The following is a 26964-nucleotide window of genomic DNA, read 5'->3' as shown; positions in this document are numbered from 1 at the left end:
ACATTTAAAGCTACAATCGAAAAAACTATTTAATCTCTTTCATTGCATTGTCAATTAACGTTTTTAAGTGTGTTTTGTGTGCTTTTGTAGCCAAATCACCTAAACCGTTTGCCGCATATTTTCTGATTGTTTTTAGGTTGTAAACCGCCATAGATTTTGCAACATTGTTGAAACGTCCATTTGATTTCCCCGTTAACATTTCAATCAACATGTTTGTATATTCAATCTGTAAATTTTGTCTAAATGTATTTACTTTCGTGTTGATGTCTGCTATAAAAATAGCTTTGTTCAAGTCGCTCATGTATTCAGATAACTTGTATTTATTACCATACAATTCAGAATCTACAATACGTTGCAACGTATTTGGGTGTAATACATGATATAAAACGCCCATTTGTCTACGTAACGCCAAATTGTGAAGTTTTGGATCTTCTGTACCTCTTCCTAAATTAAATCCTCTACGTTGTCTTGCTAAGTGTGTGTACAAATCAGCAGGTGCATCATTTGCATTTGGCGCAAATAAGTAATCTTTTAAAGCTTTCATTGCTCTTTTTTGATCTGCATAACTTACAGGCGTGTACGGTTGTGTTCCGCCAGCTTGTCCTTGCATAGCTCTATCAACATATACACCACCAATAAAACGTGATATTACATTTACGGCACTCGATTTTTGTCCTTGAAGAATCGCATACGCAGTTACCATTTCTTGATACGATTTTCCATAATCGTTGTATTTTGCACGCAGTCCTTTTAGCATGTCGTTCACCAAGTTAATTCTGTTGATAGAATACGTAATTTGATCATTTGACAAATCGCCAACCATCACTCTTGGATCAATTGCTTTTCCTGGACTTCTCATATCATCAGCATCATTTCCAAAGATTAATGCTGGTTCTGTTGATCTTTTTAAGATATCATCCAACTCTCCATAACTCGTAACTGGCTTGTATCCAAACTCAATTGCCCAAAGATCGTAAGGACCTAATGTTGTTGTAAAGTAATGACCTTGTTGTGTTCTATCATTTGTAACATTAATTGCTTCGTAATCCATTACAGAACCTGTCAATGCTTTTCCTTGAATGTAATTTTTATCTGCCAATTGCGCTGGTGTATGTAATTGACTCGATTTCATGTTGTGGTTTAATCCCAACGTATGTCCAACTTCATGCATAATTAAGTGAGTTAATCCTTCATTACGCAATACTTCTTTTTCTTCATCAGAAGCATTTATAATTGTTAATGCTGTATGACCAAACGCGCTATTTTCGTGCATTAAATGTCCTAAAGAACAGTAGTTTTCTGTTTTATGAAATTGTTGTAAATCTTTGTTTGCATCTTCTAAATTATCAAAAGAATATGCATCCATAGCTTCAAATAATCTATCATAACGTACTCTGTTAGTTTGATGTACATATTCTAACATTACATCAGCACCTAATATTTGACCTGTTAATGGGTTTACAAAACTTGGTCCATAACCACCAAATGGAGGATTTGGAGAAGATGTCCAACGCAATACATTTTTACGAATGTCTCCCGCGTCCCAATCAGCATCATCTGGTTGTACTTTTACTACCATTGCGTTTTTGAATCCTGCTTTTTCAAAAGCAATATTCCAACGTAAAACGGCTTCTTTAATTGTTTCTCTATAGTTAATAGGCGTTGTGTTTTCAATCCACCAAGTAATTGGTTCTACTGGTTCTGAAATAGCCGCATTTGGGTCTTTTTTCTCTAAATGCCATCTGTGAATTAAATCTTTGTATGGTGCAGCACTAGCAGATGTCATGTCGGTTACCTGCGTTGTGAAAAATCCAACTCTTGGATCATCATATCTTGGTAGGTATGTATTTTCTGGAATCTCAATTAAACTGTGATTTACTTTGATTGTTACGTTTCGTCCATCAGTAACCGATTGTGAACCGCCATTTAATACAGAAGGTTTTGAATATACATATTCAATTACTAAATCTGTATTTTCTGGATAATTTTTAATTGCGTTGATTTTAGATTTTCCTTTATTAAGACTTCCCAAAGAAAATGAGAATGGACTGTTTCCAGGAAAACGAGGTGGTTTTACCTGCGAGAATGTTTCTTTTAAGAATAAATCATCTGCTTTGATAAGGTATAATCCTTTTTCTGTATCAGTAGCTTCTACTTTTAAGCTTGCCATAACACCTTCACTAATATTAGCATCTGCGGCTTTAGATAATGCACTATTTGGGTCAAAATAAAACTGTGTATTCTTGGTTACAAATTCAATTTTGTTAAAATATTTTCTAATCGTAAAAACTTTTGAACCTCTATACGCACCTTTAAATGCACGAATATCAGCAACTCCATTATTGATTTGACTGAAATAGATAAAGTTCTTTTCTAGTTGTTCTTTTGAAACAACCATGTGCATACTTCCAGTAATGGTGTCTTGATACATTGTAAATAAACCATCTATCTTTTTACTTTTTTTAGTAAGATCAGCAATGGTTTTTGTAGTAGATTTCTTTTTTGGTGGTGTAACTTGTTCTGTATCACCTTTCTTTTTTTTGTTACGCTTTTTTCGTTGAGCATTTGCTTCAGGAGCTACTAAAAATGCAATCAACAAAACGAGCATTACAAATACGTTTTTTTTTGATTGAGATTTAAATATCATATTTTAATTTTTTTTGGAATAGTTTTATAGCTGTAAAAATACTTTTTTGAAGGCGTTTTGATTCTTAAAATGATGTTAAAAGCTTTGTAAATCAATAACTTTCAAATTATTAAACATTTTTATGATTGATATTCGCAAAATCGTCATAAAAAAAGTATATTGAATTTATCGATCTAAATATTCAATATGAATCGTTATATATGCCTAAGTTTGTTATGTGTATGTCTTTTATCCTGTTCTAAAAACCAAGAGCAAAGCTTTACCAATAAAGACATTACACAAATTTTAACGCAAGCAGAACAAGCTATTTTACAACATCAAGGAATTGAAACAGATTCTATGATGAAACTCCGCATGGAATACTATCATAAAGCAAGAACGTTTAAGGATTCTGTTCACATGTATCGCTCGCATTTTTATTTGGGTTCTTTCTATAAGAGTAGGGGAATTTACAAGGATGCAATGACCGAATTCGAAAGAGCTTTGCAGCATATTTCTGACGACGGTGATAGCGCACGATATATTCAAACAAAAATAGCAATTGCCACTACCGAAATTGAACTTGGAAATAAATATAAAGCCGCCGATTTGTTGCTTGATACTTATAAAATTGCCCAACGCAATAATGATGTTCATCAATTACTTGATATTAATGGTAATATGGGGATTTTAAGTTTGGAATTGAAAAAATATGATGATGCCAAACAAAATTTTAAAACGGCAATTGCATTTGTAGAGAAGAAACATTTGATTGAAAAAAATCCAGCAAATTATGTTGAGAATTACATCAATTACCACATGTTTTTGGCAAAAACGTATTATGAGGAACAAAAGCACGATTCAGCAATGCTATATATTGATAAAGCTTTTATCGCTGCTGATTTTTATAAAGATATAGAAGGAAAGGCGTATTTATATCAACTTAAAGGAAAAACACAAACAGCACAAAAACGTTTTGCGGAAGCGTATGATAATTTACAAAAAGGGCAATCATTATTTGAAACGTTGAAAAATGAAAAACAACGCTCTAAAATGTTGTTTTTATTGGCAGATAATTATGTACAACAAGAAGACTATACCGAAGCAACTACACTTTTAGATACTTTAGAAATACGTTATGCAAATCAACAAGTTTTGTTAGATGATTATCACGCAACACTAGTGCTTAAAGCTGATTTGTATAAAAATACTGAGCAATTTCAGAAAGAATCAGAGTATCGACAGAAATCGAAAACGCTGTATGATAGTATACATGATACAAATGGTGAAAAAACCATCATTCAAACAGCAACACAATATGAAATTGAAAAAATAAAAAACCAGTTTGAAGCACAACATCAAAAAGATGAAAAGAAGTTTTATACGTTTTTAAGTATTGCAATTTTAGTTATTGTCACATTTGGCTTTTTATTAGTTAAACAATTACGAAAAAGAAAAGTTGTTAAAGAAGTTGTTCAACAAAAACCTAGTAAAAGAGAACCGCAAAATGCTATTAAAAGTGATAAAACAGTTGATGAAATTCTGCAAAAATTAAAAAACTTAGAAGCACAAGAATTTTACTTGAATCCAAAATATAATTTATACGCAACAGCTAAAAAAATAGAGACCAATACAACCTACTTATCCAACATTTTGAACACGTATAAAAAGATGACGTTTACAGAATATTTGAATACATTACGTATTGATTACACATTACAACGCTTGGAAAATGATAAGAAGTTCAGATTGTATACTATTAAGGCAATCGCAAAAGAAGTTGGTTTTAAGAGTCACGGATCATTTTCACGAGCTTTTAAAGCCAAAACAGGCGAAAACCCTTCTACTTACTTGAAAAAGATTCGATAAAAAGGTTGTTCAATTTATAAAACGGCAATACTTTTCACCTTTATATATACAGTAGTTGTGTATATTGTTTCAAACTTAAAAAATTACTCGTCATGAAAACGCAACAAAAACTTCTATCTCTCAAAAAAATACAAATCGCAAAAATAAATTCATTTCAAATTTTAGGAGGAGACGACATTCCTTTTTCATCTCTTGAATGTGTAGAATTTAAATCGAGAACACCTAGCGGGAATCAAACACAAACGTATACAAATGCAATTAATTGTGAAGCAAACGCGGCCAATTAGGCAACGACAACAGTATAATTGTATACATTGTAACGTACTTTATTAGCATAGAAAAGGCGAAGGCTTCAAGGAATTTTCCTTGAAGCCTTTTTATTTATATTAGCAAGTATATACTTGTGGACAAGCCATAAACCAAGAACAATATTTTGGTCCTGTAACACGTCCTGCACAATCGCATCCGCATTTAGATAAGTCGTATCCACCAGCACCTCCGTTAATTTGACTTTGCTCGTTTTTTGAAATAACTGAAACTCCTTTAATGTTTAAAATGTTGTTTTTCATGATATATAATTTTAAGATAATCCTTACTCTATTTTGGCTTTTCAGGTACGACCATTTTTATATAAATTTAATCATACACGCAATGAAAGAAAAGAAGTATGCAATCCAATTTATAAATTGAACAGATTATTTTTCTTTGGAAAACCTTAAAAACAAAAGGCTCCTGAATATTTGGAGATATTAGAAGCCTTTTTAGAATTATTCACAAAACATATTAAGAAGTTTGAGCATCGTCGCACGTATAAACTTGTAAACATGCTATTTCAGATAGACAGTAAAATGGTCCAGTTACACGTCCTGCACAATCACATCCACATTTTGATAAATCTTTTCCACCAAAATTCCAACCAGCGCCACCATTAACTTGACGTTGATCTTGTTTAGAAATTGCTGTAGCTCCTTTAATATTTAAAATGCTTTTTTTCATAATATAAAATTTTAAAATTGTCCTTACTCTATTGTGGCTTTTCAGGTTCGACCATATTCCATCATAATTTTACTAATGAATTATTGTAAATAAGTAAAGTTGGTAAACTCATTTTACAAGAAGAACACTTTAAAATTTGACGATTTAAATTTGTTTACATAAAATTATTATGATGCTTGATTGTCATTACATCTGTATACTTGTAGACAACCAAGAATGTCTTGACAGTATGCAGGTCCAGTTACACGTCCTGCACAATCACATCCGCATGCACCTATTCCACTAATTCCACCATTAATTTCACTTTGATTTTTCTTAGAAATCGCTGTTGCTCCTTTAATGTTTAAAATGTTTTTTCTCATAATATATATTTAATAGTTAACAATTAATATTCACTCTTTAATTATGATAAAGTTAGGGTGATAACATATCAGATAAAAACAGGAGTCTTTCCGTTTTAAAAATTGAACTGTTTGTTTTATAAATTGAGCACTATAAATATGGCGTAAAGAATACTAATAAGCCATAAAAGTGAACTATATTTGCGAACTGAAAATTTATTGTGATTTTAGAAAACTACACCAAAGAATTCCGCTACAATCTAAAGCTTGCATCTCCAATTATTCTGGGAATGTTAGGGCATACGTTTGTTGGTTTTGTAGACAATGCAATGGTTGGTCAACTCGGAACAGCAGAATTGGCGGCAGTTTCGCTTGGAAATAGTTTTTTATTCATTGCCATGTCTATCGGAATTGGCTTTTCAACAGCAATTACAACGTTAGTTGCAGAGGCAGATGCAGAAAATGATAAGGACAAAGTAAAAGGCGCTTTAAAACACGGTTTATTACTTTGTACATTAATTGGAGTTGGAGTATTTATAGCTGTATTAATGGCAAAACCATTAATGTACAAAATGGACCAACCCGATGAAGTTGTGCATTTAGCAATGCCATATCTAAATTTGGTTGCGGCTTCTTTAATTCCACTAATCATTTTTCAAGCTTTTAAGCAATTTGCTGATGGTTTATCACAAACAAAATATGCTATGTGGGCAACGTTATTGGCAAATGTTGTCAATGTAGTTGTCAATTACTTTTTAATTTTCGGAATCTGGATTTTCCCCAAATGGGGAATTATTGGAGCCGCAATTGGAACTTTAGCTTCACGTGTCATAATGTTGGCATTTATCTGGTTATTATTACGTTACAAGAAAAAATTCAAAAATTATGTCACAAATTTCAATTTTAAAGAAATAAAAAAATCAGTTCTCAAAAAAATCATTGATCTTGGTTTTCCATCCTCATTGCAAATGCTTTTTGAAGTAGTAATTTTTACAGCGGCTATTTGGTTATCAGGTGTTTTGGGCAAAAACTCACAAGCGGCAAATCAAATTGCACTTAACTTATCATCAATGACATTTATGGTTGCTATGGGATTAAGTGTTGCGGCTACCATTAGAGTTGGAAATCAGAAAGGATTGAGACGTTTCTCAGAATTACGTCGAATAGCTTTGTCATTATTTCTTTTAGTTCTCATAATAGATGTTATCTTCGCGGCTATGTTTATGATTTTTAACAATTGGTTTCCAACTTTATACGTTGATGAAACTGATATGAAAAACTTTGTAGACAACCAAGAAGTAATCGCAATAGCGGGAAAACTATTATTAGTTTCTGCTTTTTTCCAAATATCAGATGGTATTCAAGTAGTTGGATTGGGCGTTTTACGAGGATTGCAAGATGTGAAAATACCAACAGTAATCACATTTATAGCATATTGGATTGTAGGTTTTCCAATATCATATTATTTAGGTTTGCACACTAAATTTGAAAGTGCAGGAATATGGATTGGCTTGTTAGCCGGATTAACAGTTTCTGCAATATTATTGTATATTAGATTTAATTATTTATCAAAAAAACACATTCGTAATCAAGCATAACAATACACACGTATGGAATTCCCGAAATTTTTATTAGGTGATAATACCGATTATCCCGACGCAATATTTATCATTCATACCGAATTTCCAAGATTCATCATCAATTTAGAAAATGATGAAGTAGAATGGCTGGAAGAATTTGACAAAGAAGATGAAAAAGAATTAGCTTCGGAAGCTGAAAATATAGTACAAGCAGCAAACGATTTTTATGACCGAGAATTATCAAGATATGATGACTAAATTAACTAAAACAATCTGTGCATTAGCGATTCTAGGATTCGCTTTCACATCATGCGAATTACCAAAAGTAGAAAAAGTAGATACACTTTCTAATGTTTACAAAGAACTCTCTTTAACCACTAACGGACAAGTAGATTCGTTGGTAAATGGAGTATTAGCTATTGAAGAACTTAAAAATTTTAACAATGCCTTAAAAGTTGTTCCCGTTACATTAGAAGACGAAATGACCGCTATCAGAGCGCTTATGGATGTGTCTATTGAAGAAATAACATCACCAGTTCCGTTAGAACTAAATGATAAAAACACTTTATTTCTTCACAGTAAAAATAACATGACTGCGGCAAGTTTTATGCAAAGAGACACTACAAAATTTGAAACAGGATACAAATTGGTCTTTTCTGATAAAAGTGAACAATATGATGAATTATTAACCTTATGGAAACAAGTTGGAAAAAACTACGAACCAATGTTTAAAAATGATTCCATAACACAAAAGATTAAATATAGAGTAGAAGCTTCTTTTATTGATAACTTAAAAATATTACAAGATATTGAATACGTTGCATTGATAGATGATGTACTATTAATTCCACCTGTAATTGACTATCAAAAAGAAGGATATTCAAGTGGATATGTGGTAAGCCATATATACATTTACGAAACAGAAACCTTTGAAAAAATTGAACAAATGATGGTGATTGCCTCTAATGGTGATCAAATTGAATACAGAACGTACTCAGATACTGTCTCGGCAAATACGAGAATTATCAACGAAAAGTTACGTGAAGATTTATTAGCGGAACGCACACGTGTAGTTGACTCTATTTTCGGATTATAATCAACTAAATTACATAGAAACATACGTATGTAATTTATGAAGAAAATTTATACTAGTATTCTCATAGGATGTATTGCTACAATAGCGATTTGTAAATAAAAGAAGTATGATTGATCAACTAATCAACTACGACAAAGAATTATTTTTATTCTTAAATGGACTCGGAACGCCAACTTGGGACGGTTTTTGGCTATTTATCACAAATAAATATTATGCCATACCATTGTATGCGTTTCTGTTGATTCTGATCATAAAAAAACACAATCTAAAAGAAATTATCTTTACACTTTTATTAGTTGCGGTATTAATTACAATTACAGATCAAACGGCAAACCTGTTCAAGAAAACACTTTTTTTACGTTTTAGACCGTGTCATACAGCCGATTTGGTAGATCATATGCGTTTGGTAAAAGATGGTTGTGGTGGAAGTTTTGGCTACTTTTCAGGACATGCATCTAATGCAATGGCATTGGCAACTTTTATCGGACTTGTCTTGCATAAACATTACAAATACATCATTTTCGCTTTGCTATTTTGGGCGGCATGTGTTGGCTATAGCCGAATATACATTGGTGTACACTTTCCTGGTGATGTCTTTACAGGAATGATTGTCGGAGGAATTTATGGTGGAATCATTTTTAAACTCCGACAGTTTTTAATTCAAAAATACGCATAATACTAAATTGCTATTCTTCAAAACGTAAAGGCGATATATAGTTTAATAGTGTTAAGGAAGTACTAAAGTATAATGTTTTGATTATCATTTCATTATCTTTAAGGATAACCAAAATTAAAATTATATGTCATGAAAAAAAGAAATGTAAAATCTTTAGCATTGAACAAAAAGTCAATTTCTAGCTTACGCGAAAATCAACTCAAAGGAGGAAACACCTCTTTATATGGTTGTCATTGGACAGTAGAATCTTGGTGTCATTGCCAAACCGAAAGAAACTGTACCGATACAGAGTGTCACACAGTTTGGGATTGTGAATTGTAAAAAATAGCATAGATATGAATAAAGCGAGCTTCGGTTCGCTTTTTTTATGCTTAAAATATTTTAAGACTTCAACAATTCTAATAATTGTTGCGCCGCATTAAAAGGAGAAATAGTACTATTTTCAGTTGCATTTAAATAATCGTTAAGTTGATCTTTAACGTTTGTATTGTTGTAGAAATTATGCTTCAAACGTTCTTCAATGGTTTGTAGTAACCAAAAACGATTTTGTTGTTTCCGATGCGTTTCAAAATAACTATTAGCTTTTGTCGTTTCTTGAAAGTCAGAAATCATTTGCCACACATCATCAATTCCATTTTGTTTCAAGGCGGAAGCTGTCACTACTTTTGGAAGCCATTCTGATGCTTTTTGAGGATACAAGTGCAATGCACGCTTAAATTCAGTTCGCGCCATTTGCGCACGCTTTACGTTGTCGCCATCAGCTTTGTTAATGACAATTGCGTCTGCCATTTCAATAATTCCACGTTTAATTCCTTGCAATTCGTCTCCAGCGCCAGCCAATTTCAACAATAAAAAGAAATCAACCATACTATGTACAGCAGTTTCACTTTGTCCAACTCCGACAGTTTCAATCACAATCGTATCAAAGCCACATGCTTCACACAAAATAATTGTTTCACGGGTTTTTCTGGCTACACCACCAAGCGAATCGCCCGAAGCTGACGGACGAATAAAAGCATTTTCGTCTTTCACCAAATCTTCCATGCGCGTTTTATCACCCAAAATACTTCCCCTAGAAATAGAACTACTTGGGTCAACGGCTAATACGGCAACTTTTTTTCCCAAACCAGTTAAATGTTTTCCAAAAGCTTCAATAAACGTACTTTTTCCAACACCAGGAACGCCCGTAATTCCAATACGAATTGAATTATTGGCATGTGGCAAACACTTTTCTATAATTTCGGTCGCTTTTGCTAAATGTGCTGTATTTTTACTTTCAACTAACGTAATTGCTCTACTCAATGCTACTTTATCATGCTTTAAAATTCCTGCAACCAATTCGTCTACAGAAGGTTGCTTTCTTCTATTTTTTTGAATAGAATTCACAGACGCTTTGCTGATAAAATCTGGTGGTGAAATACCATCTTTTTCATGCAAAGCTGAAGTATGTTTTGGTTTTGAACTCAAGAATTTTGTTGATTTTGCAATTAAAACGAAATTACGACATATTTTGTATAAATTCAGAATTGTGAATTCAGAATTATAAATTGAATCAAAAATAATCTCTTTGTGAAAGTTTTTTAAAAAAATAAAAGGAATTTTCACAAAAATGAAACGCTTCAATTTTAATGTCGTCTTTACAATAGAACACAAACAAAACCAATGAGCCAACAGCATTTAGGAATCTTAAAAAAATGTATGCGAGGAAATCGGAAAGCGCAGATGAAGCTCTATGATTTATATGCAGATGCGATGTACATAATTACGTGTCGATACATTCAAAATAGGGAAGATGCGAAAGATGTGATGCAAGAAGCATTTTTGAAAGCATTTACACGATTAAAGCAATACAAAGGAGAAGTTGCGTTTGGCGCTTGGTTAAAACGAATTATGATCAATCAGTGTATTGATACGTTGAAGAAACGATCGTTGGTGTATGAAGAAATGAACGATCAGACAATGACAATTGTTGAGGATGACGAATCTTGGAATATTGACGCTACGATTGCAAAACAGAAAATTATTGAAGCCATTGAAAATTTACCTACGAAATATAAATACGTTTTGCAATTGTATTTAATTGAAGGATACGATCATCAAGAAATTTCTGAAATACTTGAAATTCCTATACAAACGTCTCGAACGCAATTGATGCGTGGAAAAACAAAATTGAAAAACAACTTAAATGATTTTTTAAAACATAAAATATCATGAACAATATAAAAGATATACTCAACGAAAACGATGAAACATTGGAAACACAAACGTTACCAAGAGGACATCGTGCTGAATTTTTAGAAAAACTTACAGCGTCAGAAGTAACTATTTCTGAAAAACAACCATTGTATTACTGGAAATATATTGCTGCAGCATGTGTGTTATTTCTAGGAATTGGAGCTGTTATTTATTCAAATTATGGAACGCCGCAAAGTGAACAATCAACATTGTTTACAGAAATGAAATCTATTGAAGATCAATATTTACAAGATATAGCTTCCGAATGGAAAACATTTCAATTAACAGCAAACGACGAGCATTTAGTTAAAAAGTACAAAGAACGCTTGGAAAATTTAGACGCATCTTACCAAGAATTGAAACAAGAATTTTTAGTACAAAAAAACAGTTTGTCGGCATTAGAAAAGATGATTAAAAACTTGCAAATGCGTTTGTCGCTTTTACAAGAAATTCAACAACATTTAAAACGATTAGAAGATGAACAAAATAATATATAATCTATTTGTCGTATTCTTCATTGGTTCATTTGGACTGATGGCGCAATCGCAAAAAAAGTATCAAAAAAACTTTACAGTTGATAAAAATACAAAGCTAAAGTTTGAAACCAGAAACATTGATGTCACTTTTAAAATATGGAATAGAGATGAAGTAAAAGTTGATTTTGTGGTTGATTTTAAAAACTATTCAGAAGAAGAAATCAAGCATGTTTCTAATGGAATTGTTGTAGTAGCCACGATGCAATCTACGATGGGCGATTCCAATTATTTACTTATTAAAAATGCTTCACCAACTTCCATTGGAAAGCTTTCATACCAACTCAAAGAAGGAGAGATTCATATAGAAAATATGTCTTGGGAAAAAGATGAGCCAAATAAATACAGAACTGTAAAAGATATTAATAAGGAGATTTCGGGAGATTCAAATGACTTTTATGACTTGGATGGCTATGTCGTTTTTAAAAATGATAGTGTCGCTTTAAAAGATATTAAAAACAGTAATCATAGGAAAATTCAAAGCATAAGTTCTAGTTACGAAATTTATTTGCCAGCATATATGATGATGGATATTATGGCAAATCAGGCAAATATAAATTTCGATGGAAAATTTACAAATCACATACAAGGAGCATTTTACGATAGTCAATTGAGAGCTTCCGAATTTGATAATGAAAATAATTCGTTCACATTTATAAATGGAAGTGTGAAAGTAAAGAAAATAAAAGGCGGAAGTTTTGCATTTAAAAACGTAACCAACGGTTTACTTGGGCAACTAGAAAATGTGATGATGCAAACTGAGTTTTCTAAATTCAACATTGGAGAAATTACTAAAAATGTACAATTTAAAGACTTTAAGAGCAATTTCTTTATCTATAATTTAGGAGAAAACTTTGAATTGATCAACATGGTTTGTGAGTATTCTGATATTAAAATGTATGCAATTAAAGATCAAAAATACTTTATGGAAGCCGTTGGAAATAATGCCGTTTTAAATGATCATGGCACAAAAATTATTATGCAACCCAATAGAGATGGAAAAAAATTCAAGATGTTTACACGTGGAAAAGACGATGTTGCAACTCGAAAAAACACCTTCAAACTAGATTTAATTCACGGCTTTGTAAGCCTATTCTACAACAACTAAACTAACCATTACAAGATGAAAAAATTGACACTATTGTTGATGCTTTTAGCATTGACCAGCACAAGCTACGCGCAAACCAAACTAGAAATTGGAGATACAGTTTCTGATGTAAAACTTACAAACTTGTTAAACTCAAACACTTCAACTACTTCATTTTCAGAATTAAAAGGGAAAATAATTATTCTTGATTTTTGGGCAACTTGGTGTGGACCGTGTATTCCTGCAATGAAAAATTTGATAAAACTACAAGAAGAGTTTCCAAATGATATTCAAGTGATTGGAATTGCAGAAGATAAGCCAGAACGTTTGCAACGATTTATTGACAATATACCTTCAAAAGTTTGGTTTGGCTTGCAAACAAAGGAATTGGAAACCTTATTTCCGTATCGAATTCTGTCGCATGCAATCATCATCAACTCGGAAGGAAAAGTTGTTGCAATCACTTCTACAGATACTATTACAAAAGAAGTGATTCAGGATGTAAAAGAAGGAAAGTCAATTTCATTGCCTTTTAAACAGGAAAATATCAAATTTGATTATGCCGCTGATCCGTTTCCACAAACAGATACAAGTTTGGCGCGTGTATTACTGAAAGGCGGAATTGAAGGTGTTTCTTCCTATTCTAAAGGATATTTAAAAGATGAAACGTATAATGGAAGACGTATTACACTAATCAATTATACAATTCCTGGCATGTACCGATTTTTATATCAAACTACATATAATAGAACTGTTTTTGATATTGATAAGGAAAAGTATAGTTATAAAAATCCTAAAAATAAGTATTGTTTAGATGTGATTACTGAAAATGTAGGTGATGAAATGTTTGTATTGGGAATTGCAAAACTAAACGAAACATTTCCCGTAAAAGCCAAACTTGAAAAACGCACGATTCCTGTATATATTTTGACAGTGATTGATAGCAATAAGCTTAAAAAACGAACATCAGTTACCAAAGAACGTACATTAATGTTTCAAGGTTATGAATTTCATGCTAAAAAGATTCCTATGGCAGATTTTCAAGATTATATAGAAAATGAAACACCTGTTCCTGTAATTGATGAAACAAATTGTACAGAATTGCTAGATATTGACTTCATATTTGATCCGCAGAAAAAGGATTCTTTTAAAAATGAACTCGCAAAAATTGGATTGAAACTTAGTAAAGCCGAACGAGAAGTTGAGTTGTTGGTCATTTATGAGTAGTTGGGTTGCTTTGCTTCTCTACACTACTTAAATCTGCACTTCGCGTGATTTTCGAAAGAAATTTGTATTGAGAAGTACTTTAAAACTAAACCCGAAAAGTAAAGTTGCTTTTCGGGTTTTATGCTATTTATATGTTAACACACTTGCCATCTAGTACAGCCAGGACCTTTGCTAAAACATACATCATCAAAAGTACACATAGGATTGTTTGATGGTCCACAATTAAAGGTATTGCCAGTTCCACCTTTGCTAGCACTTACAGTAAAGTTACTTACGACCTTTTTGCTTAGTACGAGTTTACTTTTTAAATTTCTCTTTTTCATGATATTTAATTTATAGTTATACATATAAGTTACTCATAAATATAGTATATGACGTACGGTTTTTCCATAGGATTTTAGCAGTTATTTAAAAAAATAGAAAATAGAAAGAAGTTTTATAGTATCTTCAAACATCTCGTGAACCTTTATAAAATCTAGCGTAAGCGAAATAAAGTATAAAATTCAACTAAAAAAATGTGTTTACTAGATACATTTTTTTTAATTTTTTGTCACATTGCAATACTTCATACGTATTTAGAAATGTATAGCAATTAACCAAAACCAAAAAAGCTAACTAGTAGTATGTCTCAAACCGAGCTCATCGAAAAGTGTAAGAATAACAACAGGAAAGCACAACTGCATCTGTACAGGCAGTATTGTGAAGGAATGTTTATTGTTGCCAACCGATTCTTGAAACATACACAAGATGCAGAAGATGCTATGCAAGAAGCATTCATTAATGCATTTCAAAAAATTGATCAATATACGGCTGAAGTAAGTTTTGGAGCTTGGTTAAAAAAGATTGTCATTAATAAGAGTTTAGACAAATTACGGGCTAAACAACAGTATTGTATTTCCATCGACGAAGCACAATTAGAAGTCGTTGTCGACGATGATAATTGGGAAACTAGTGATACAACAACGTTGGACGAAGTAAAGATAGAAATTGAAAATCTGCCTGATAAATATAGAGTTGTAGTGATTCTATTTTTATTAGAAGGATATGATCATCAAGAGATTTCGGAAATTTTAAATATTTCATCAACCGCATCACGAACACAATTATTACGAGGAAAAAAGAAATTACAACAAGCATTAAAAAAAAGTAATCATGGGACAGGATATTAAAGATTTGTTGAAAAATGAGCAATTGCACATTCAAAAAGGACTATCTGACGGACATGAAGCACGTTTTTTAGAACGATTGGATGATGTGTTGCCTTTGCAGGAAGAAAAAACGAAAAAACCTTCTTTCTCAATTTATAAAATTGCGGCGGCAGTTATTTTAATTATAAGTTTGGGTAGTTTGGCATATCAACAATTACAGCCAAATGTTAATATTTCTGGGGAAGAAGTTGTGAAAACTGATTCGGAAGCTACTGAAAATTCTAATTTAATAAGTTTAGGTGATGTTTCTCCCGATTTAAAAAAGATTGAAGATTATTACTTAGCAAGCATTAATTATGAATTGACACAAGTAGAAGTTTCAGAAATAGGGAAACAATTGTTTAAAAGCTACATGGATAAACTTTCATTATTAAATGAAGAACACAAAGTACTTCAAAACGAATTGACAGAAATTGGTCCAAACGAGCAAACCATTAATGCAATGATTGACAATTTACAATTTAGACTAAAATTGCTATACCAATTAAAGGAAAAATTAAACGAATTAAAAAAATCAGAAAATGATGTATAAACGAAATTATAAGCAATGTTTATTATTGGTAGCATTGCTAGTCATCACATTTGGATATTCACAATCGAAAAAACGAACAAAGAAGGAAGTTTTTACTGTAAATAAAGACGTTACCTTAGAAATTAACACATCACATGCCGATGTAGAGTTTGATACTTGGAATAAAAATAAGATAGAAATTGAAGCTACTATTGAAGTAGAAGACGCTACAGATGAAGAGATTGAAAAATACTTTAATAAGTGGAATTTTAAAGCGATTGGAAATAGTGAAAAAGTTACTGTAACTTCTAAAGGAAGCCGATTATTACTTGGAAACAGTTTGCAATTTGTATATCCAAATTCAGGTTTTGTTGAACAAATTGAAACGCCTATTATTGCGAATTTGCCACATATTCAACCTGTTCCAGAGTTGCCATCAATGATTATTGAATCGTTAGATGATGTCAAGTTTGATTATGAAGCTTACAAAAAAGATGGTGAAGCCTATATGAAAAAATGGCAAAAGCAATGGAAAAATAGCTTTGATGAAGAGAAATTTAAAGAAGGAATGGAAAAGTGGAAAGAAAGTTTTGAAAAAAGTCAAGACATGTTGATTGAACTACAAGGTAAAGTAGTTAAAAACCAAAAAAGGTTTAAAAATTCAAAAGCATACAAAAAACAATTAGAAAAGGTTGAAAAACTTGCTAAAATATCCAAAGATTTAGAAAAGGATAAAGTAAAAGAGCAAGAAGAGCTTTTAAAACTATTAGAAGAAGGACAGAATGGACAATTTTTTAATTTGAATAATAATAATATGAACTTTAACATCAATACAAATGATGATAATTTGTTCTTTATTTCATCAGGAAACAAGCGTTTAAAAGTTAAGAAAACAATTAAAATACGAATGCCTAAAAAAGCAAAGTTAAAACTCAATGTCCGTCATGGAGAAGTAACAATTGCCGCGGCAAGCGAAAACATGAATGCAAAGCTGTCTCACGCGGCTTTGTATGCGACTAGTATTAATGGTGCAAATACGACGATAGAATCGTCGTATGCGCCTATTCATATTACAAAATGGAATGAAGGCTCGTTGAAAGTAAATTTTGTTGAAAATGTAGATTTACAGTTGGTGAAAAATATTAATTTGATGGCAAACTCTTCTAAAATAAGCATTGGAACGCTAGGAGAGAAGGGAATTATTAGTGGAACAATTGGGAAACTACTCATTCATAATATTAGTGACACGTTTCAAACCTTAGATATTATTTTAGAAAATACTGACGCACGCATTCAGTTACCAACTTCTGATTTCAAATTGTATTATATAGGTTCAAACTCACGTATTTCATATCCTGAATCTGTTGTTGGAACCAAAAATAAAACTCAGTTTAACACCATCGTTCGTGGCTATCAAACTAAAAATAATACTAATAGAGAGATTAACATCAATGCAAAATATAGCGAAGTTTCATTGAATGAAAAGTCGTAGTTTGGTTTATAAGTCCATCAACAACGCGCAACAGCAAACAGATATTACGGCAAGTAGATTTTATTTTTTATTGCATAAATAACCAGTCCAATTCTATTCTTCACACTTAGTTTTTCAAACAAAGCATCACGATAACCATCGATCGTTTTAGGACTCAAACACATTTGATCAGCAATTTGTTTATACGTCATTTCCGTACAAACCAACTTCATAAAAGCAATTTCATTCTCTTTCAATTTCGTTCCTGAATTTCCTTTTCCGTTTAAAGAACCAATCAAAATATTCGTCACATGTTTTGAATGGTAGAAACCGTTTGTAGTTACTTCATTTAGTGCCATTTCTAAAACACTTTTTTCAACATCTTTCATCAAATATCCTTTCGCACCAGCGCGCAACATTTGAATAATAGTGCGTTCATCTTCTTCAATAGAAAGTCCTAGGACATCAATATTTGGAAAATGTTCTGTAACCCAAGTTGTCGTTTCAATACCATTCATCAATGGCATGTTAATGTCCATCAAAACAATATCTGGCGTATTTGAATTTTCTTCTAAACGCGTGATCAATTCTTTACCATTTTTACATAGATAGCTTACTTTGAAACGATCAAATGAATCTACCAAACCGCCAATGGCTTGTGATAATAATACATGATCTTCTACGATGGCTACAGAGTATGTTTTCAAAATGTTGTGTTTTATTTAGTGGTTGTTTAATTTTTAGATTCAAGATTCACTTGAAAGCTAAAGATAATGAATAATCGTTAGTTTGGTACCTTTTTCTAGTTGTGATTCTAGCTCAATTTTGGCACCTATTAACTTTCCTCTATTTTTCATGTTTTGCAGTCCAATACCTTTATTGGGTTTGTCCACTAGCTTATCAAAGCCTTTTCCGTTGTCTTTTGCAATGATTGTCAATACCTTATTGTCATATGTAAGTGTGACATCTAACTTGGAAGCTTTTGCGTGTTTGATGGTATTTGAAAAGAATTCTTGTAAAATACGAAACAAAATAATTTCGGCTTTGTCATCAATAATTTCTTCATCTCCATTGATGGTTAGCGTGGCTTCAATAAAATTTAGCCGATTAAAGCGTGCAACTTCTAAACTTAATGCTTCGGGAAGCATAATATTTTTCAATGCATCTGGGTTGATCAATTTTGAAAGTGCGCGGAGTTCTGTAAGACTTTTAGAAATGGTTTCTGTTACTTCAGAAACACCTTCAGTATGATCAGAAATCTGATGCAATTGTATTTTAGCAAGTGTAAGGAGTTGCCCAATATTATCGTGCAACTCCCAACTTATATTTCTGAGTGTTTGTTCTCTAATTTCTATTTGTGTTTCTGCAATAGCATTTTCAAACTCTCGTTGTGCTAATTGTTTTTCAGCTAAGAGGTTATTCTTTCGCTTGATGAATACCAAGAAAAGAACGAAAATAACGACTACCAATAAAATAAAAACAAACGTAGCTATGATAGCTGCTGTTTCTGCATTTTGTATCCCCATATAAAGCCTATGATATAGCAAAAATTTAAAATAAATATTAAACAACGAAATATAGTATTCAATAAAAGATAATTATCTACAAAAACATCATAAAAGTATTTTCGCATAATTATCCATGGAATCATACCAATATTAAATAAGAGAACACCAAAACTTATCCAAAATAATATATCTCTAGTAATTAATAATATCTTTTCAGAATTTAAAATTTCAATAAAATATAGAAATACAATTATAGTTAAAAAACTAGAACCTATCATAAACGGATTGAGTAGTAATTCACTCAAGTAGTTTTCAAAATATATGATATCAACAATTGATACTATTACATAAATAATAGAAAAAGTAATAACTATGTTTTTATATATTATATTTTTTAAAAAATTCCAATAAATGAAAAAGAGAAAAGTGAAATTTATAAATAAATATATATTATAAATAATTATTTTCTCAGATTTTAAAATTTCCAAATTATATTTCCCAACTGCTTCATTTATTGTAACGTACCATAGGAAAAATAAAAAGTACTTAAGTGTAGTTTCTTTATATTTATAAAAAAATATAGAGGCAATTACGGCAGTTAGTATTTCAACATAAATAACAGCTTCATAAAGTATTTCACTCATTTTATTTAAAGATATTTTAACCTTTTGGAGGTGGAGGACTTAAGTGTCCAATGTTGAAAGATACACTCGTTCCATCATCAAAACCATCTTCAGCATTAGCTGATTTCTTTTGGACTAAATTTTCTTTTGATTCTTTATTCCCCAAACTATTATTTGCCATATAGGCACGTTCTGTCGGGTTGTGTTCGTCAATAAGTAATCTTTCTATAATTTTATATTGACCTACCAAGGGCTCATTAGGCGAATTGGGGATAATATAAAACGGTAAATTTTTCATATTATCATGAGCTTCATCTAAAGAAGTTTCAATTGTTGGATTAAAAAATACTGTTTGTTGTTTAGGATATTTAGGATGCTCAGTATATGCTCCAAAATAGACACGAACCCCAGAAATTTTTGGATTGTTCGGATTTTTCTTTGTTATGGCTTCTAAATATTGAATGTAAGATTTCATTTTGTCATACTCAAACCATACAAACTGTGTGTCTTTAAAATCTTTATCTATAAATTGATTGATTATAGGATAACGTCCATTAACATATGATTCGTGTAATTTAACAGCTTCACTAACAGGTATAATCCCATCTGGTTTGTCGCTATTTTCACAAATACACGTGTTTAATTTTTTAAATAAGAAATAACCAATTGCAATACCAATGACGAGCGGTACGATTGATAATACTAAATTTTCCATAAGGTTGTAGTTTTTTGTATTTTTTGTTTGGTTAAAATTAGCCAAACTTTTTAGAATAAAAACTAAAACTACAAAATTGGGTGTTTTTCCCGTTGAGCAAAAAGTGGTTAATGAAATAAAATAAAGAAAAAGACTACGAAATAAACTTTGAAGAGTTGTTTGTTATAGGAAAGTGAAAGAAACTATTTGTATGAGCTATCATAATTAATAAGAATAGGTTTGGAGGAGTATACCCTTATTTTTTTGGTGGTGGTGGAGATAAGTGCCCCATATTGAAAGCTAAACTTTCATCTGTATTATCATTATTAGTTTCTTTTAAAAAAAAATCATTCTGAATAAAACTTTGCAAAGACTTATTTTTGAAATTGATAATAGATTGTTGACGTGAACTTGCCGTTAAAAACACAGTTTGCGCATTTGACTTTAGCTCCAAACTCGAATCATTGTTATAGACACCAAAAAAAACGTCAATTCCTGTAATGGACAAATTATGCTCGTTGGATTTCTTTTTTAAATAATTGATATAGCCTTTTATTTCAGCTAATGAATACCAAACAGCTTTTGTATAATATTCCTTTGTCACTTTTGCTTGAAAAGGTTCAATATACTGTGTTTGATACTGATTAAATAGGCGAGTGGCATCATTAAAGGATAGATATCCGTTTGGTGAAAGCACTATGTTTTCATCATTTTGTGAATTATTCTTTAATTTTAAAGAACAGTCAATGTGTTTAAACGTTAAAAACTGTCCATTTTCAACAGTAAACGATTCTTGGTAATCTAAAGATGCATTACGCGTAGAAGGCATTATAAATGCAGTTCTTTTACCAGTACTATCTGCACCAAAAATAAAACTTACACCTGTAATAGGAATGTTTTTAGTTGTAGCAAGTTTTTCTAAATGTGTAATATACTTGGTAATTGCGTCTAGTTCAAAATGAATAGCTTTGTCTTCAAAACTAGTTTTCTCTGCCCCAATTTGAGAAAGTCTAGTTGTATGGTCATTTTGGAATAGTGTTGCAGCAGCAGCATTGGAAATGATCTTTTCAGGAACTTCTAAAGCAGTATTTAATTGTTCCTCTTCATCTGGATTCTTTGTCATGCAACTTAGGAAAAATGTAATAAACACCAGTCCTAAAGAAACAAATGACAACATTTTTTTCTTCATGGTTATAGTTTTTACGATATTAATAAATGGTATACAATAGAATTCCGCTTTTCAGTAGAATTCATACAATCTGCAGTTTTGAGTTCACTATTGATACTGAATCAAATTCAGTATAAGAGCTTCTCATCACTGAGTTTTTATTAAAAGTCGCGACTTGAAATGTAATTACAATTTCAAAAGTAAGAATTAGTTGTTACCAACAAAGAGAAGTTGTATAGCTGTCATTTTTTTGTGTGTGATTGTCAAGTTTATACTATTTTATATCTAAAATGGAGGCTATCTAAAAAGTATTATAAAGCGTCATCCTAAACAGATACTGAATCAAGTTCAGCACATGTTCAGAATCTCATTAGATTGATTTTCAATGATTATGAGAAACCGAATCAAGTTCGGTTTGACGAAGCTTTTACTTTTCAGATAGCTTTTATAGTTTTATTAATGCCAAGGATGCCAACATGTTTTATTTTGACAATCCTCAGGAAGAGGCGGCGGCGGTGATAGGTGTCCTTCATTAAAATTCAAACTTCCATCAATACTTTCATTACTATCTTTAGCAAAAAAACCATCTTGTGTAAAACCTTGTAACGTTTCTCCTTTTATATTAATAATCGATTGTTGCTGAGAACTCGCTGTTAAAAAGATTGTTTGTGCATTTGACTTTAACTCCAAACTTAAGTCATTGTTATATACACCAAAAAACACATTAACTCCCGTAATCGCTAAATTGTGATCAACAGATTTCTTTTTTAGATAGTTGATATAGCCTTTTATTTCTTCAAACGAATACCAAACCGCTTTTGTATAATAGTCTTTCGTTACTTTCTTTGCTACTGGCTGAATGTATTGTGTTTGATAGTTATTGAACAATGCAGTTGCTTCATTAAACGATAAATATCCGTTTGGTGAAAGCACTAAGTTTTCATCATTTTGAGAACTGATTTGTGGCTTTAATGTTATATCCACATGTTTAAAAGTTAGAAATTGTCCATTTTCAATCGTAAATGATTCTTGGTAATCTAGTTCGGTATTTCGTGTCGCTGGCATTAAAAACATAGTTCTGTTGCCATTCGCGTCAGCACCAAAAACAAAACTTACGCCTGTAACAGGTATGTTTTTAGCCGTTTTAATTGATTCTAACCTTGAAATATAGCTTTCTAATATTGCTAAATCAAAATGAATAGCTTTGTCCTTAAAAGAAGTGTTTTCTTTTCCTATTTGTGATAAACGTGTGTTTTGATCATTTTGGAAAAGTGTTGCCGCTTGTGTATTAGAGATTATTTTTGCAGGCGTTTCTAAAGCAGTTTCTAATTGTTCTTCTTCGGCTTGATTTTTTGTCTCGCAACTCAGGAAAAATGTAGCACATACAAGTCCTAAAGAAGCAAATGAGATCATTTTTTTCTTCATAATATAAAAGTGTTTAATTCGTTAAATTGAAAAAACGCGTTTTCTGTATGTAATTACAATATAAATGTAGGAAAAATAAAGTTACCACTTGTAAATGTTTTGTAAGCGTTGCATATTTTTTATAAGCGTTACTTTTTGATAAATTTTTACAGAATTTTCAAAACATAAAAAAACCGACAACAACGGTTATCGGTTTTTTTAGTCTTTAAAATAATATACTTCTCAATACATTTTTCTGTCGAAAATCATTCGAAGTGACGCTAGTTAAATTTAGTTTCAGCTAACATTTCGACTGTACTCAATACAAGTTTTTAACTAATGTGCGTCTTTTTTTAGTAATTCAGGGAATTTTTTTTGAAAACGCTTCAATCTTGGGACAGAAACACCTCGTATATATGGATTGTTCGGATTGTTTGCTTCGTAATCTTGATGATACGCTTCAGCATCATAAAATGCTTTGTATGGCGTAATTTCCGTTGTTATGGTTCCATTAAAAACCTTGTCTGCAATTAGTTTTTTAATGTAAGTGTCAACTATTTTTTTCTCTTTAGCATTTTTGTAAAATATAGCAGAACGATATTGTCTACCAGCATCAGGACCTTGTCTGTTTAACGTTGTAGGATCGTGCGAACCAAAAAATACCTTTACCAAGGTTTCATACGAAACTACTTTTGCATCATAATATACTTTTACAGCTTCTGCATGATCAGTTCGTCCGGCACTTACTAATTGATAGTTAGCCGTTTCCGCTTTTCCGCCAGCATAACCAGAAACCACTTCTTTTACACCTTTTACACTTTCAAAAACCGCTTCAACACACCAAAAACATCCACTTGCAAAATAGGCAGTTTCATATTTTGATAAATCTTGTTGTGTAACTTTTTCTTTTGCTACATGCTCTTTTGTTGCCGTATTTGAAGTACAGCTTAGTGTACAAAAGAACAATGTTAGTATAGTTAATACAATCGATTTCATATAAATTATTTTTAGCTCAGTCGTGTAGAATGTGAAAACTTACGTATATACAGACTCTATTATAACCGAAATATCAATTTTTAGGTAAAGATACGAATTGAAATATGCCTTTTTTCTTAAGGAAAGTGTAAAGTCTTAACTTTTGTTCGATTTCCGAATTTTATAGTAGACTGTGGTTGTGAAGTATATAAATAACAAAACGACTGCTAATTATAAAATTAACAATCGTTTTGTCAGATTAACTAACTGTGTTTCTTGATGATGAAATGAAATTAATGCTCTTTTTCTACCAATTTCTTGGTTAAGAAGAAACCTGAAAATAATGAAATTCCTCCAACTAAAAAGATGGTTCCTGGAAATGCAACTCCTTCTGGTAACAGAAATACACGATGCATCATGAAGCCAATAAAAATACCCAATCCAATTCCCATCATTAAAACAGCTAAGTTTAAAACCAATACTTTCCATGTTGGTGTTAATGATTTTTTTGAACTGAAAAAGATAGATGCGTCTGCACCTTTTTCAATCAATGCCAAGCGTTCTTTATTTCGTGATGAAATGTATAAATAGTAGATTCCGAAAACGACTCCTAAAATTGCTGGCATTATAATTACTTCTGATCCCATAATAAATTATTTTTTTGAATTTAGTTTTTATGTATTTGCCCATTATGACGAACGGTTTTTTGTTTTGGTTACAAAAAATGTAAAAAAAATATAATTTTTTAATGTATCTGTGTTTTAATGTAGCAATGAATCAATATACTAATGTTTCAATTTGAAGCTATAAAAACTATTATGAATGCTTACTGTCAAATTCTAAATTAAAAAGTAATTTTACTAAAATCAAATAAATTCAAAAAATCTGTAACCAACTAAACAAAGTGATCGTCTTAACTACAAATGACTCAAAAAACTGACCAAGATTATATTCTGGAAATTCGTTCCGGAAATGTGAATGCGTATGCTATGCTTGTAGATAAATACAAGGATATGATGTTTACATTGGCAGTACGTATGGTTGGAAATAGGGAAGATGCGGAAGAAGTTGCACAAGATACTTTTGTAAAAGCATACAAGGCATTAGATACTTTTAAAGGAACTTCTAAATTTTCGACGTGGTTGTATAGAATCGTATATAATACGAGTTTGGATTGTATTAAAAAGAATAAAAGAGTCGTTTTGTCAGAACATATTGATGAAATTCATGAAGCTGATATCGGAGTCATGCAAGATGCAATGAGTTATTTGGAAGCGAAAGAGAAGAAGCAAACCATAGAAAAGGCATTATTGCAGTTGCCAGAAGATGAACGCGTGTTGTTAACGTTGTTTTATTTTGAAGAATTATCACTGAAAGAAATCTCGGAAATTGTCAAAATATCGTATGATAATGTAAAGATAAAATTACACCGAAGCCGAAAAAAACTATATCATATTTTAAAAAATGTCGTAGAACCTATATATTTGAATCATGGAAGCAGAAAATAAAAAGTTAGATCAATTTACTAAGGAAGTCATCCAAGATGCTGGATTGGCAACTCCTTCCGTAGATTTCTTAGCCAATGTAATGGCTGAAGTTTCCAAAGAAAAAGTACCTGTTAAAGTCTACAAACCATTAATAAATAAGGTCGGCTGGCTAATTATTGGTACTTTGTTTTTAATATTTTCTTTTGTGTTGACACGTTTTTCACTTGGTTTTTCTATTCTTGGCGATTGGGATTTATCAAGTTTAATGCTTGAAAAACACGAAATCAATGTTGATATTCCTATTACGTATGCGTATTGTTTTTTCTTTTTACTCATATTTGTAATCATTCAAATAACGATGATAAGTAAACGTTTTTCAAGAAGTTTGGAGAACTAAACTTCAACTTTGCTGAGTCTACTTACTTAGATTATTATACACGCTTCATTTTTAATATTACTACAATTCACGGAATTACCATAAGTGTCAATATTTCTTTATAGATATATTTACTATTTTTGAATCATTAGTAAATAATAGAAATTTATATTAAAACGATGTATTATGAAAAAAGTTAAACTAATTCTTTTTTTATTAGTTAGTACGTATACCTTTTCTCAAACAACTGATGTTATAACAGGATTAACACAGCCTATTTCTTTAACCTTTAAAGCTAATGAATTGTACTTTGCTGAATATAATGGTGGTAATGGTAAAATTTCTAAGTTAAATGTAGAAACTGCAGCAGTACCAACGGAAGTGATTCAGAATACAGATTGGTCTATTGGTTTACTTTTTAAAGATGATGATTTATATTTTGGACAACTTATTGACGGAAACATATCTAAATTAGCTATTAATAATATTCCACTTGGAGTCACCGAAATTATATCAGGTATACGACCTTATGACTTTGCATTAGATGGAAATATTTTATACATATCTGATTATATCCAGGATAAAATTCTTAAAATCGATATGTCATCTCCTAATCCTACGCTTATTGATGTTGTAGCTGGATTATCAACACCATACGGAATAGCTTTACATAATAATGAATTGTATATAGCAGAATATGAAGGCAATAAAGTCAGTAAGATAAATATCAATGATCCTAACCCTATTGTTCAAGAAGTTTCAAGTAATGTATTAGGTCCATCAGGGCTATATTTTGCTGGAAATATTCTTTTTATTGCGGAAGCTGATGGTAATAAAATATCTCATATTGATGTTTCGTCTAACCAAACATCAGTGATTGAAACAGTAACTAATCTTTCTGAACCTAGTGATTTAGCAATTTATAATAATGAATTGTACATAACAGAATACAATGCAAATAAAATTTCTAAACTTGATATATCAGCCATACTTTCAACGGAAGATATATTAGTACAAAATAATAAAATTAAGTTATTTCCAAATCCAGCATTAAATTTTATACAGATTAATGGATTAAAGGAAGAAACAGAATATAAAATATATAGTATAAACGGAGCTAAGGTAAGCGATGGAATTTTGAATACTAATAAAGTAATAGACGTTAGTGTTTTATCTCCTGGAATCTATTTTTTATCACTAGATAACGTTTATAATTTGAAGTTCATCAAAAAATAACTTAACAGCTGAACAATTCATAATTTATAAAAATTGA

Annotated in this window: 31 protein-coding genes; 17 read left to right on the top strand and 14 right to left on the bottom strand. The window is 31.2% G+C overall.

Annotated elements, in window-relative coordinates; all coding sequences use genetic code 11:
• Nucleotides 1-25 precede the first annotated feature (25 nt).
• Complete coding sequence (locus ACQ654_RS02055) at nt 26-2647, bottom strand: zinc-dependent metalloprotease (RefSeq protein ID WP_430408647.1); 2622 nt, start codon at nt 2645-2647, stop codon at nt 26-28.
• A 186-nt stretch (nt 2648-2833) separates the two neighbouring features.
• On the opposite strand from ACQ654_RS02055, the gene ACQ654_RS02050 reads away from it, so the two are divergent.
• Together ACQ654_RS02050 and ACQ654_RS02045 are read left to right on the top strand one after the other, a co-directional pair.
• Nucleotides 2834-4495, top strand: a complete 1662-nt coding sequence (locus ACQ654_RS02050; RefSeq protein WP_430408646.1) for a helix-turn-helix domain-containing protein — start codon at nt 2834-2836, stop codon at nt 4493-4495.
• 92 nt (nt 4496-4587) lie between these two features.
• On the top strand, nt 4588-4782 hold the full coding sequence (locus ACQ654_RS02045) for a hypothetical protein (RefSeq protein WP_430408645.1): 195 nt from the start codon (nt 4588-4590) through the stop codon (nt 4780-4782).
• A gap of 99 nt (nt 4783-4881) precedes the next feature.
• On the opposite strand, the gene ACQ654_RS02040 is transcribed toward ACQ654_RS02045, so the two are convergent.
• The 3 genes from ACQ654_RS02040 to ACQ654_RS02030 form a co-directional block, all read right to left on the bottom strand.
• The gene (locus ACQ654_RS02040; RefSeq protein WP_430408644.1) at nt 4882-5064 is read right to left on the bottom strand and encodes a hypothetical protein; all 183 of its coding nucleotides are present in this window, start codon (nt 5062-5064) and stop codon (nt 4882-4884) included.
• A 214-nt stretch (nt 5065-5278) separates the two neighbouring features.
• On the bottom strand, nt 5279-5491 hold the full coding sequence (locus ACQ654_RS02035) for a hypothetical protein (protein WP_430408643.1): 213 nt from the start codon (nt 5489-5491) through the stop codon (nt 5279-5281).
• A gap of 167 nt (nt 5492-5658) precedes the next feature.
• Nucleotides 5659-5853 (bottom strand): hypothetical protein, encoded by a 195-nt coding sequence (locus tag ACQ654_RS02030; RefSeq protein ID WP_430408642.1) that lies wholly within the window; start codon nt 5851-5853, stop codon nt 5659-5661.
• 200 nt (nt 5854-6053) lie between these two features.
• On the opposite strand from ACQ654_RS02030, the gene ACQ654_RS02025 reads away from it, so the two are divergent.
• The 5 genes from ACQ654_RS02025 (at nt 6054) to ACQ654_RS02005 (ending at nt 9505) form a co-directional block, all read left to right on the top strand.
• Nucleotides 6054-7430, top strand: coding sequence for an MATE family efflux transporter (locus ACQ654_RS02025; RefSeq protein ID WP_430408641.1), 1377 nt, complete (start codon nt 6054-6056; stop codon nt 7428-7430).
• Nucleotides 7431-7442: 12 nt separating this feature from the next.
• Nucleotides 7443-7670, top strand: coding sequence for a hypothetical protein (locus ACQ654_RS02020; protein WP_430408640.1), 228 nt, complete (start codon nt 7443-7445; stop codon nt 7668-7670).
• Complete coding sequence (locus ACQ654_RS02015; protein ID WP_430408639.1) at nt 7639-8508, top strand: hypothetical protein; 870 nt, start codon at nt 7639-7641, stop codon at nt 8506-8508. Before ACQ654_RS02020 ends, ACQ654_RS02015 begins: the two co-directional genes overlap by 32 nt.
• 106 nt (nt 8509-8614) lie before the next feature.
• Nucleotides 8615-9184 (top strand): phosphatase PAP2 family protein, encoded by a 570-nt coding sequence (locus ACQ654_RS02010; RefSeq protein WP_430408638.1) that lies wholly within the window; start codon nt 8615-8617, stop codon nt 9182-9184.
• Between the two features lie 129 nt (nt 9185-9313).
• The gene (locus ACQ654_RS02005) at nt 9314-9505 is read left to right on the top strand and encodes a hypothetical protein (protein WP_430408637.1); all 192 of its coding nucleotides are present in this window, start codon (nt 9314-9316) and stop codon (nt 9503-9505) included.
• Nucleotides 9506-9565: 60 nt separating this feature from the next.
• Here the strand turns inward: ACQ654_RS02005 and meaB are convergent, their stop codons facing one another.
• Nucleotides 9566-10651 carry a methylmalonyl Co-A mutase-associated GTPase MeaB gene (meaB, locus tag ACQ654_RS02000; protein ID WP_430408636.1) on the bottom strand — a complete coding sequence of 362 codons (1086 nt, stop codon included), beginning with the start codon at nt 10649-10651 and terminating at the stop codon, nt 9566-9568.
• Between the two features lie 195 nt (nt 10652-10846).
• Here meaB and ACQ654_RS01995 point away from each other — a divergent pair, with 195 nt between their 5' ends.
• Genes ACQ654_RS01995 through ACQ654_RS01980 form a run of 4 tightly spaced genes read left to right on the top strand, consistent with a single transcriptional unit; the run spans nt 10847 to nt 14266 of the window.
• Nucleotides 10847-11398 carry an RNA polymerase sigma factor gene (locus tag ACQ654_RS01995; RefSeq protein WP_430408635.1) on the top strand — a complete coding sequence of 184 codons (552 nt, stop codon included), beginning with the start codon at nt 10847-10849 and terminating at the stop codon, nt 11396-11398.
• The gene (locus ACQ654_RS01990) at nt 11395-11916 is read left to right on the top strand and encodes a hypothetical protein (protein WP_430408634.1); all 522 of its coding nucleotides are present in this window, start codon (nt 11395-11397) and stop codon (nt 11914-11916) included. The genes ACQ654_RS01995 and ACQ654_RS01990 overlap by 4 nt, the downstream gene beginning before the upstream one ends.
• Nucleotides 11897-13060 carry a hypothetical protein gene (locus tag ACQ654_RS01985; RefSeq protein WP_430408633.1) on the top strand — a complete coding sequence of 388 codons (1164 nt, stop codon included), beginning with the start codon at nt 11897-11899 and terminating at the stop codon, nt 13058-13060. The genes ACQ654_RS01990 and ACQ654_RS01985 overlap by 20 nt, the downstream gene beginning before the upstream one ends.
• A 15-nt stretch (nt 13061-13075) precedes the next feature.
• Nucleotides 13076-14266 (top strand): redoxin domain-containing protein, encoded by a 1191-nt coding sequence (locus ACQ654_RS01980; RefSeq protein WP_430408632.1) that lies wholly within the window; start codon nt 13076-13078, stop codon nt 14264-14266.
• 134 nt (nt 14267-14400) lie between these two features.
• Here the strand turns inward: ACQ654_RS01980 and ACQ654_RS01975 are convergent, their stop codons facing one another.
• Nucleotides 14401-14589, bottom strand: a complete 189-nt coding sequence (locus ACQ654_RS01975) for a hypothetical protein (RefSeq protein ID WP_430408631.1) — start codon at nt 14587-14589, stop codon at nt 14401-14403.
• Nucleotides 14590-14889: 300 nt separating this feature from the next.
• Here ACQ654_RS01975 and ACQ654_RS01970 point away from each other — a divergent pair, with 300 nt between their 5' ends.
• Genes ACQ654_RS01970 through ACQ654_RS01960 form a run of 3 tightly spaced genes read left to right on the top strand, consistent with a single transcriptional unit; the run spans nt 14890 to nt 17477 of the window.
• Complete coding sequence (locus ACQ654_RS01970) at nt 14890-15435, top strand: RNA polymerase sigma factor (RefSeq protein ID WP_430408630.1); 546 nt, start codon at nt 14890-14892, stop codon at nt 15433-15435.
• Nucleotides 15419-16006, top strand: a complete 588-nt coding sequence (locus tag ACQ654_RS01965; RefSeq protein ID WP_430408629.1) for a hypothetical protein — start codon at nt 15419-15421, stop codon at nt 16004-16006. The genes ACQ654_RS01970 and ACQ654_RS01965 overlap by 17 nt, the downstream gene beginning before the upstream one ends.
• Nucleotides 15996-17477 (top strand): hypothetical protein, encoded by a 1482-nt coding sequence (locus ACQ654_RS01960; protein ID WP_430408628.1) that lies wholly within the window; start codon nt 15996-15998, stop codon nt 17475-17477. The genes ACQ654_RS01965 and ACQ654_RS01960 overlap by 11 nt, the downstream gene beginning before the upstream one ends.
• Before the next feature lie 44 nt (nt 17478-17521).
• Here the strand turns inward: ACQ654_RS01960 and ACQ654_RS01955 are convergent, their stop codons facing one another.
• The 8 genes from ACQ654_RS01955 to ACQ654_RS01920 all read right to left on the bottom strand — a co-directional run bounded on the left by ACQ654_RS01955 (nt 17522) and on the right by ACQ654_RS01920 (nt 24475).
• Nucleotides 17522-18163 carry a response regulator transcription factor gene (locus ACQ654_RS01955; protein ID WP_430408627.1) on the bottom strand — a complete coding sequence of 214 codons (642 nt, stop codon included), beginning with the start codon at nt 18161-18163 and terminating at the stop codon, nt 17522-17524.
• Nucleotides 18164-18220: 57 nt separating this feature from the next.
• Entirely contained in the window at nt 18221-18982 is a 762-nt protein-coding gene (locus ACQ654_RS01950; protein WP_430408626.1) for a sensor histidine kinase, read from the bottom strand.
• Nucleotides 18946-19608, bottom strand: a complete 663-nt coding sequence (locus tag ACQ654_RS01945; RefSeq protein ID WP_430408625.1) for a hypothetical protein — start codon at nt 19606-19608, stop codon at nt 18946-18948. Before ACQ654_RS01945 ends, ACQ654_RS01950 begins: the two co-directional genes overlap by 37 nt.
• A 16-nt stretch (nt 19609-19624) precedes the next feature.
• Nucleotides 19625-20302 (bottom strand): hypothetical protein, encoded by a 678-nt coding sequence (locus ACQ654_RS01940; protein WP_430408624.1) that lies wholly within the window; start codon nt 20300-20302, stop codon nt 19625-19627.
• A 235-nt stretch (nt 20303-20537) separates the two neighbouring features.
• Entirely contained in the window at nt 20538-21470 is a 933-nt protein-coding gene (locus ACQ654_RS01935; protein ID WP_430408623.1) for a hypothetical protein, read from the bottom strand.
• Nucleotides 21471-21905: 435 nt separating this feature from the next.
• A complete protein-coding gene (locus ACQ654_RS01930; protein ID WP_430408622.1) occupies nt 21906-22874 on the bottom strand; it encodes a hypothetical protein in 969 nt (322 codons plus the stop codon).
• A gap of 315 nt (nt 22875-23189) precedes the next feature.
• Nucleotides 23190-23849, bottom strand: coding sequence for a peptide-methionine (S)-S-oxide reductase MsrA (msrA, locus tag ACQ654_RS01925; RefSeq protein ID WP_430408621.1), 660 nt, complete (start codon nt 23847-23849; stop codon nt 23190-23192).
• Nucleotides 23850-24121: 272 nt separating this feature from the next.
• Nucleotides 24122-24475, bottom strand: a complete 354-nt coding sequence (locus ACQ654_RS01920; RefSeq protein ID WP_430408620.1) for a DUF6249 domain-containing protein — start codon at nt 24473-24475, stop codon at nt 24122-24124.
• A 276-nt stretch (nt 24476-24751) separates the two neighbouring features.
• On the opposite strand from ACQ654_RS01920, the gene ACQ654_RS01915 reads away from it, so the two are divergent.
• The 3 genes from ACQ654_RS01915 (at nt 24752) to ACQ654_RS01905 (ending at nt 26927) form a co-directional block, all read left to right on the top strand.
• Nucleotides 24752-25336, top strand: coding sequence for an RNA polymerase sigma factor (locus ACQ654_RS01915; protein WP_430408619.1), 585 nt, complete (start codon nt 24752-24754; stop codon nt 25334-25336).
• Nucleotides 25320-25712 carry a hypothetical protein gene (locus ACQ654_RS01910; RefSeq protein ID WP_430408618.1) on the top strand — a complete coding sequence of 131 codons (393 nt, stop codon included), beginning with the start codon at nt 25320-25322 and terminating at the stop codon, nt 25710-25712. Before ACQ654_RS01915 ends, ACQ654_RS01910 begins: the two co-directional genes overlap by 17 nt.
• A gap of 165 nt (nt 25713-25877) precedes the next feature.
• Nucleotides 25878-26927, top strand: coding sequence for a T9SS type A sorting domain-containing protein (locus tag ACQ654_RS01905; protein ID WP_430408617.1), 1050 nt, complete (start codon nt 25878-25880; stop codon nt 26925-26927).
• Nucleotides 26928-26964 lie beyond the last annotated feature (37 nt).

Origin of the sequence: Kordia sp., assembly GCF_965283645.1 — a bacterium.
In the GTDB taxonomy this organism is placed as follows: Bacteria; Bacteroidota; Bacteroidia; order Flavobacteriales; family Flavobacteriaceae; genus Kordia.
Note: the sequence above shows the minus strand (reverse complement) of the source record. Positions and strands in the feature narration are given on the sequence as shown.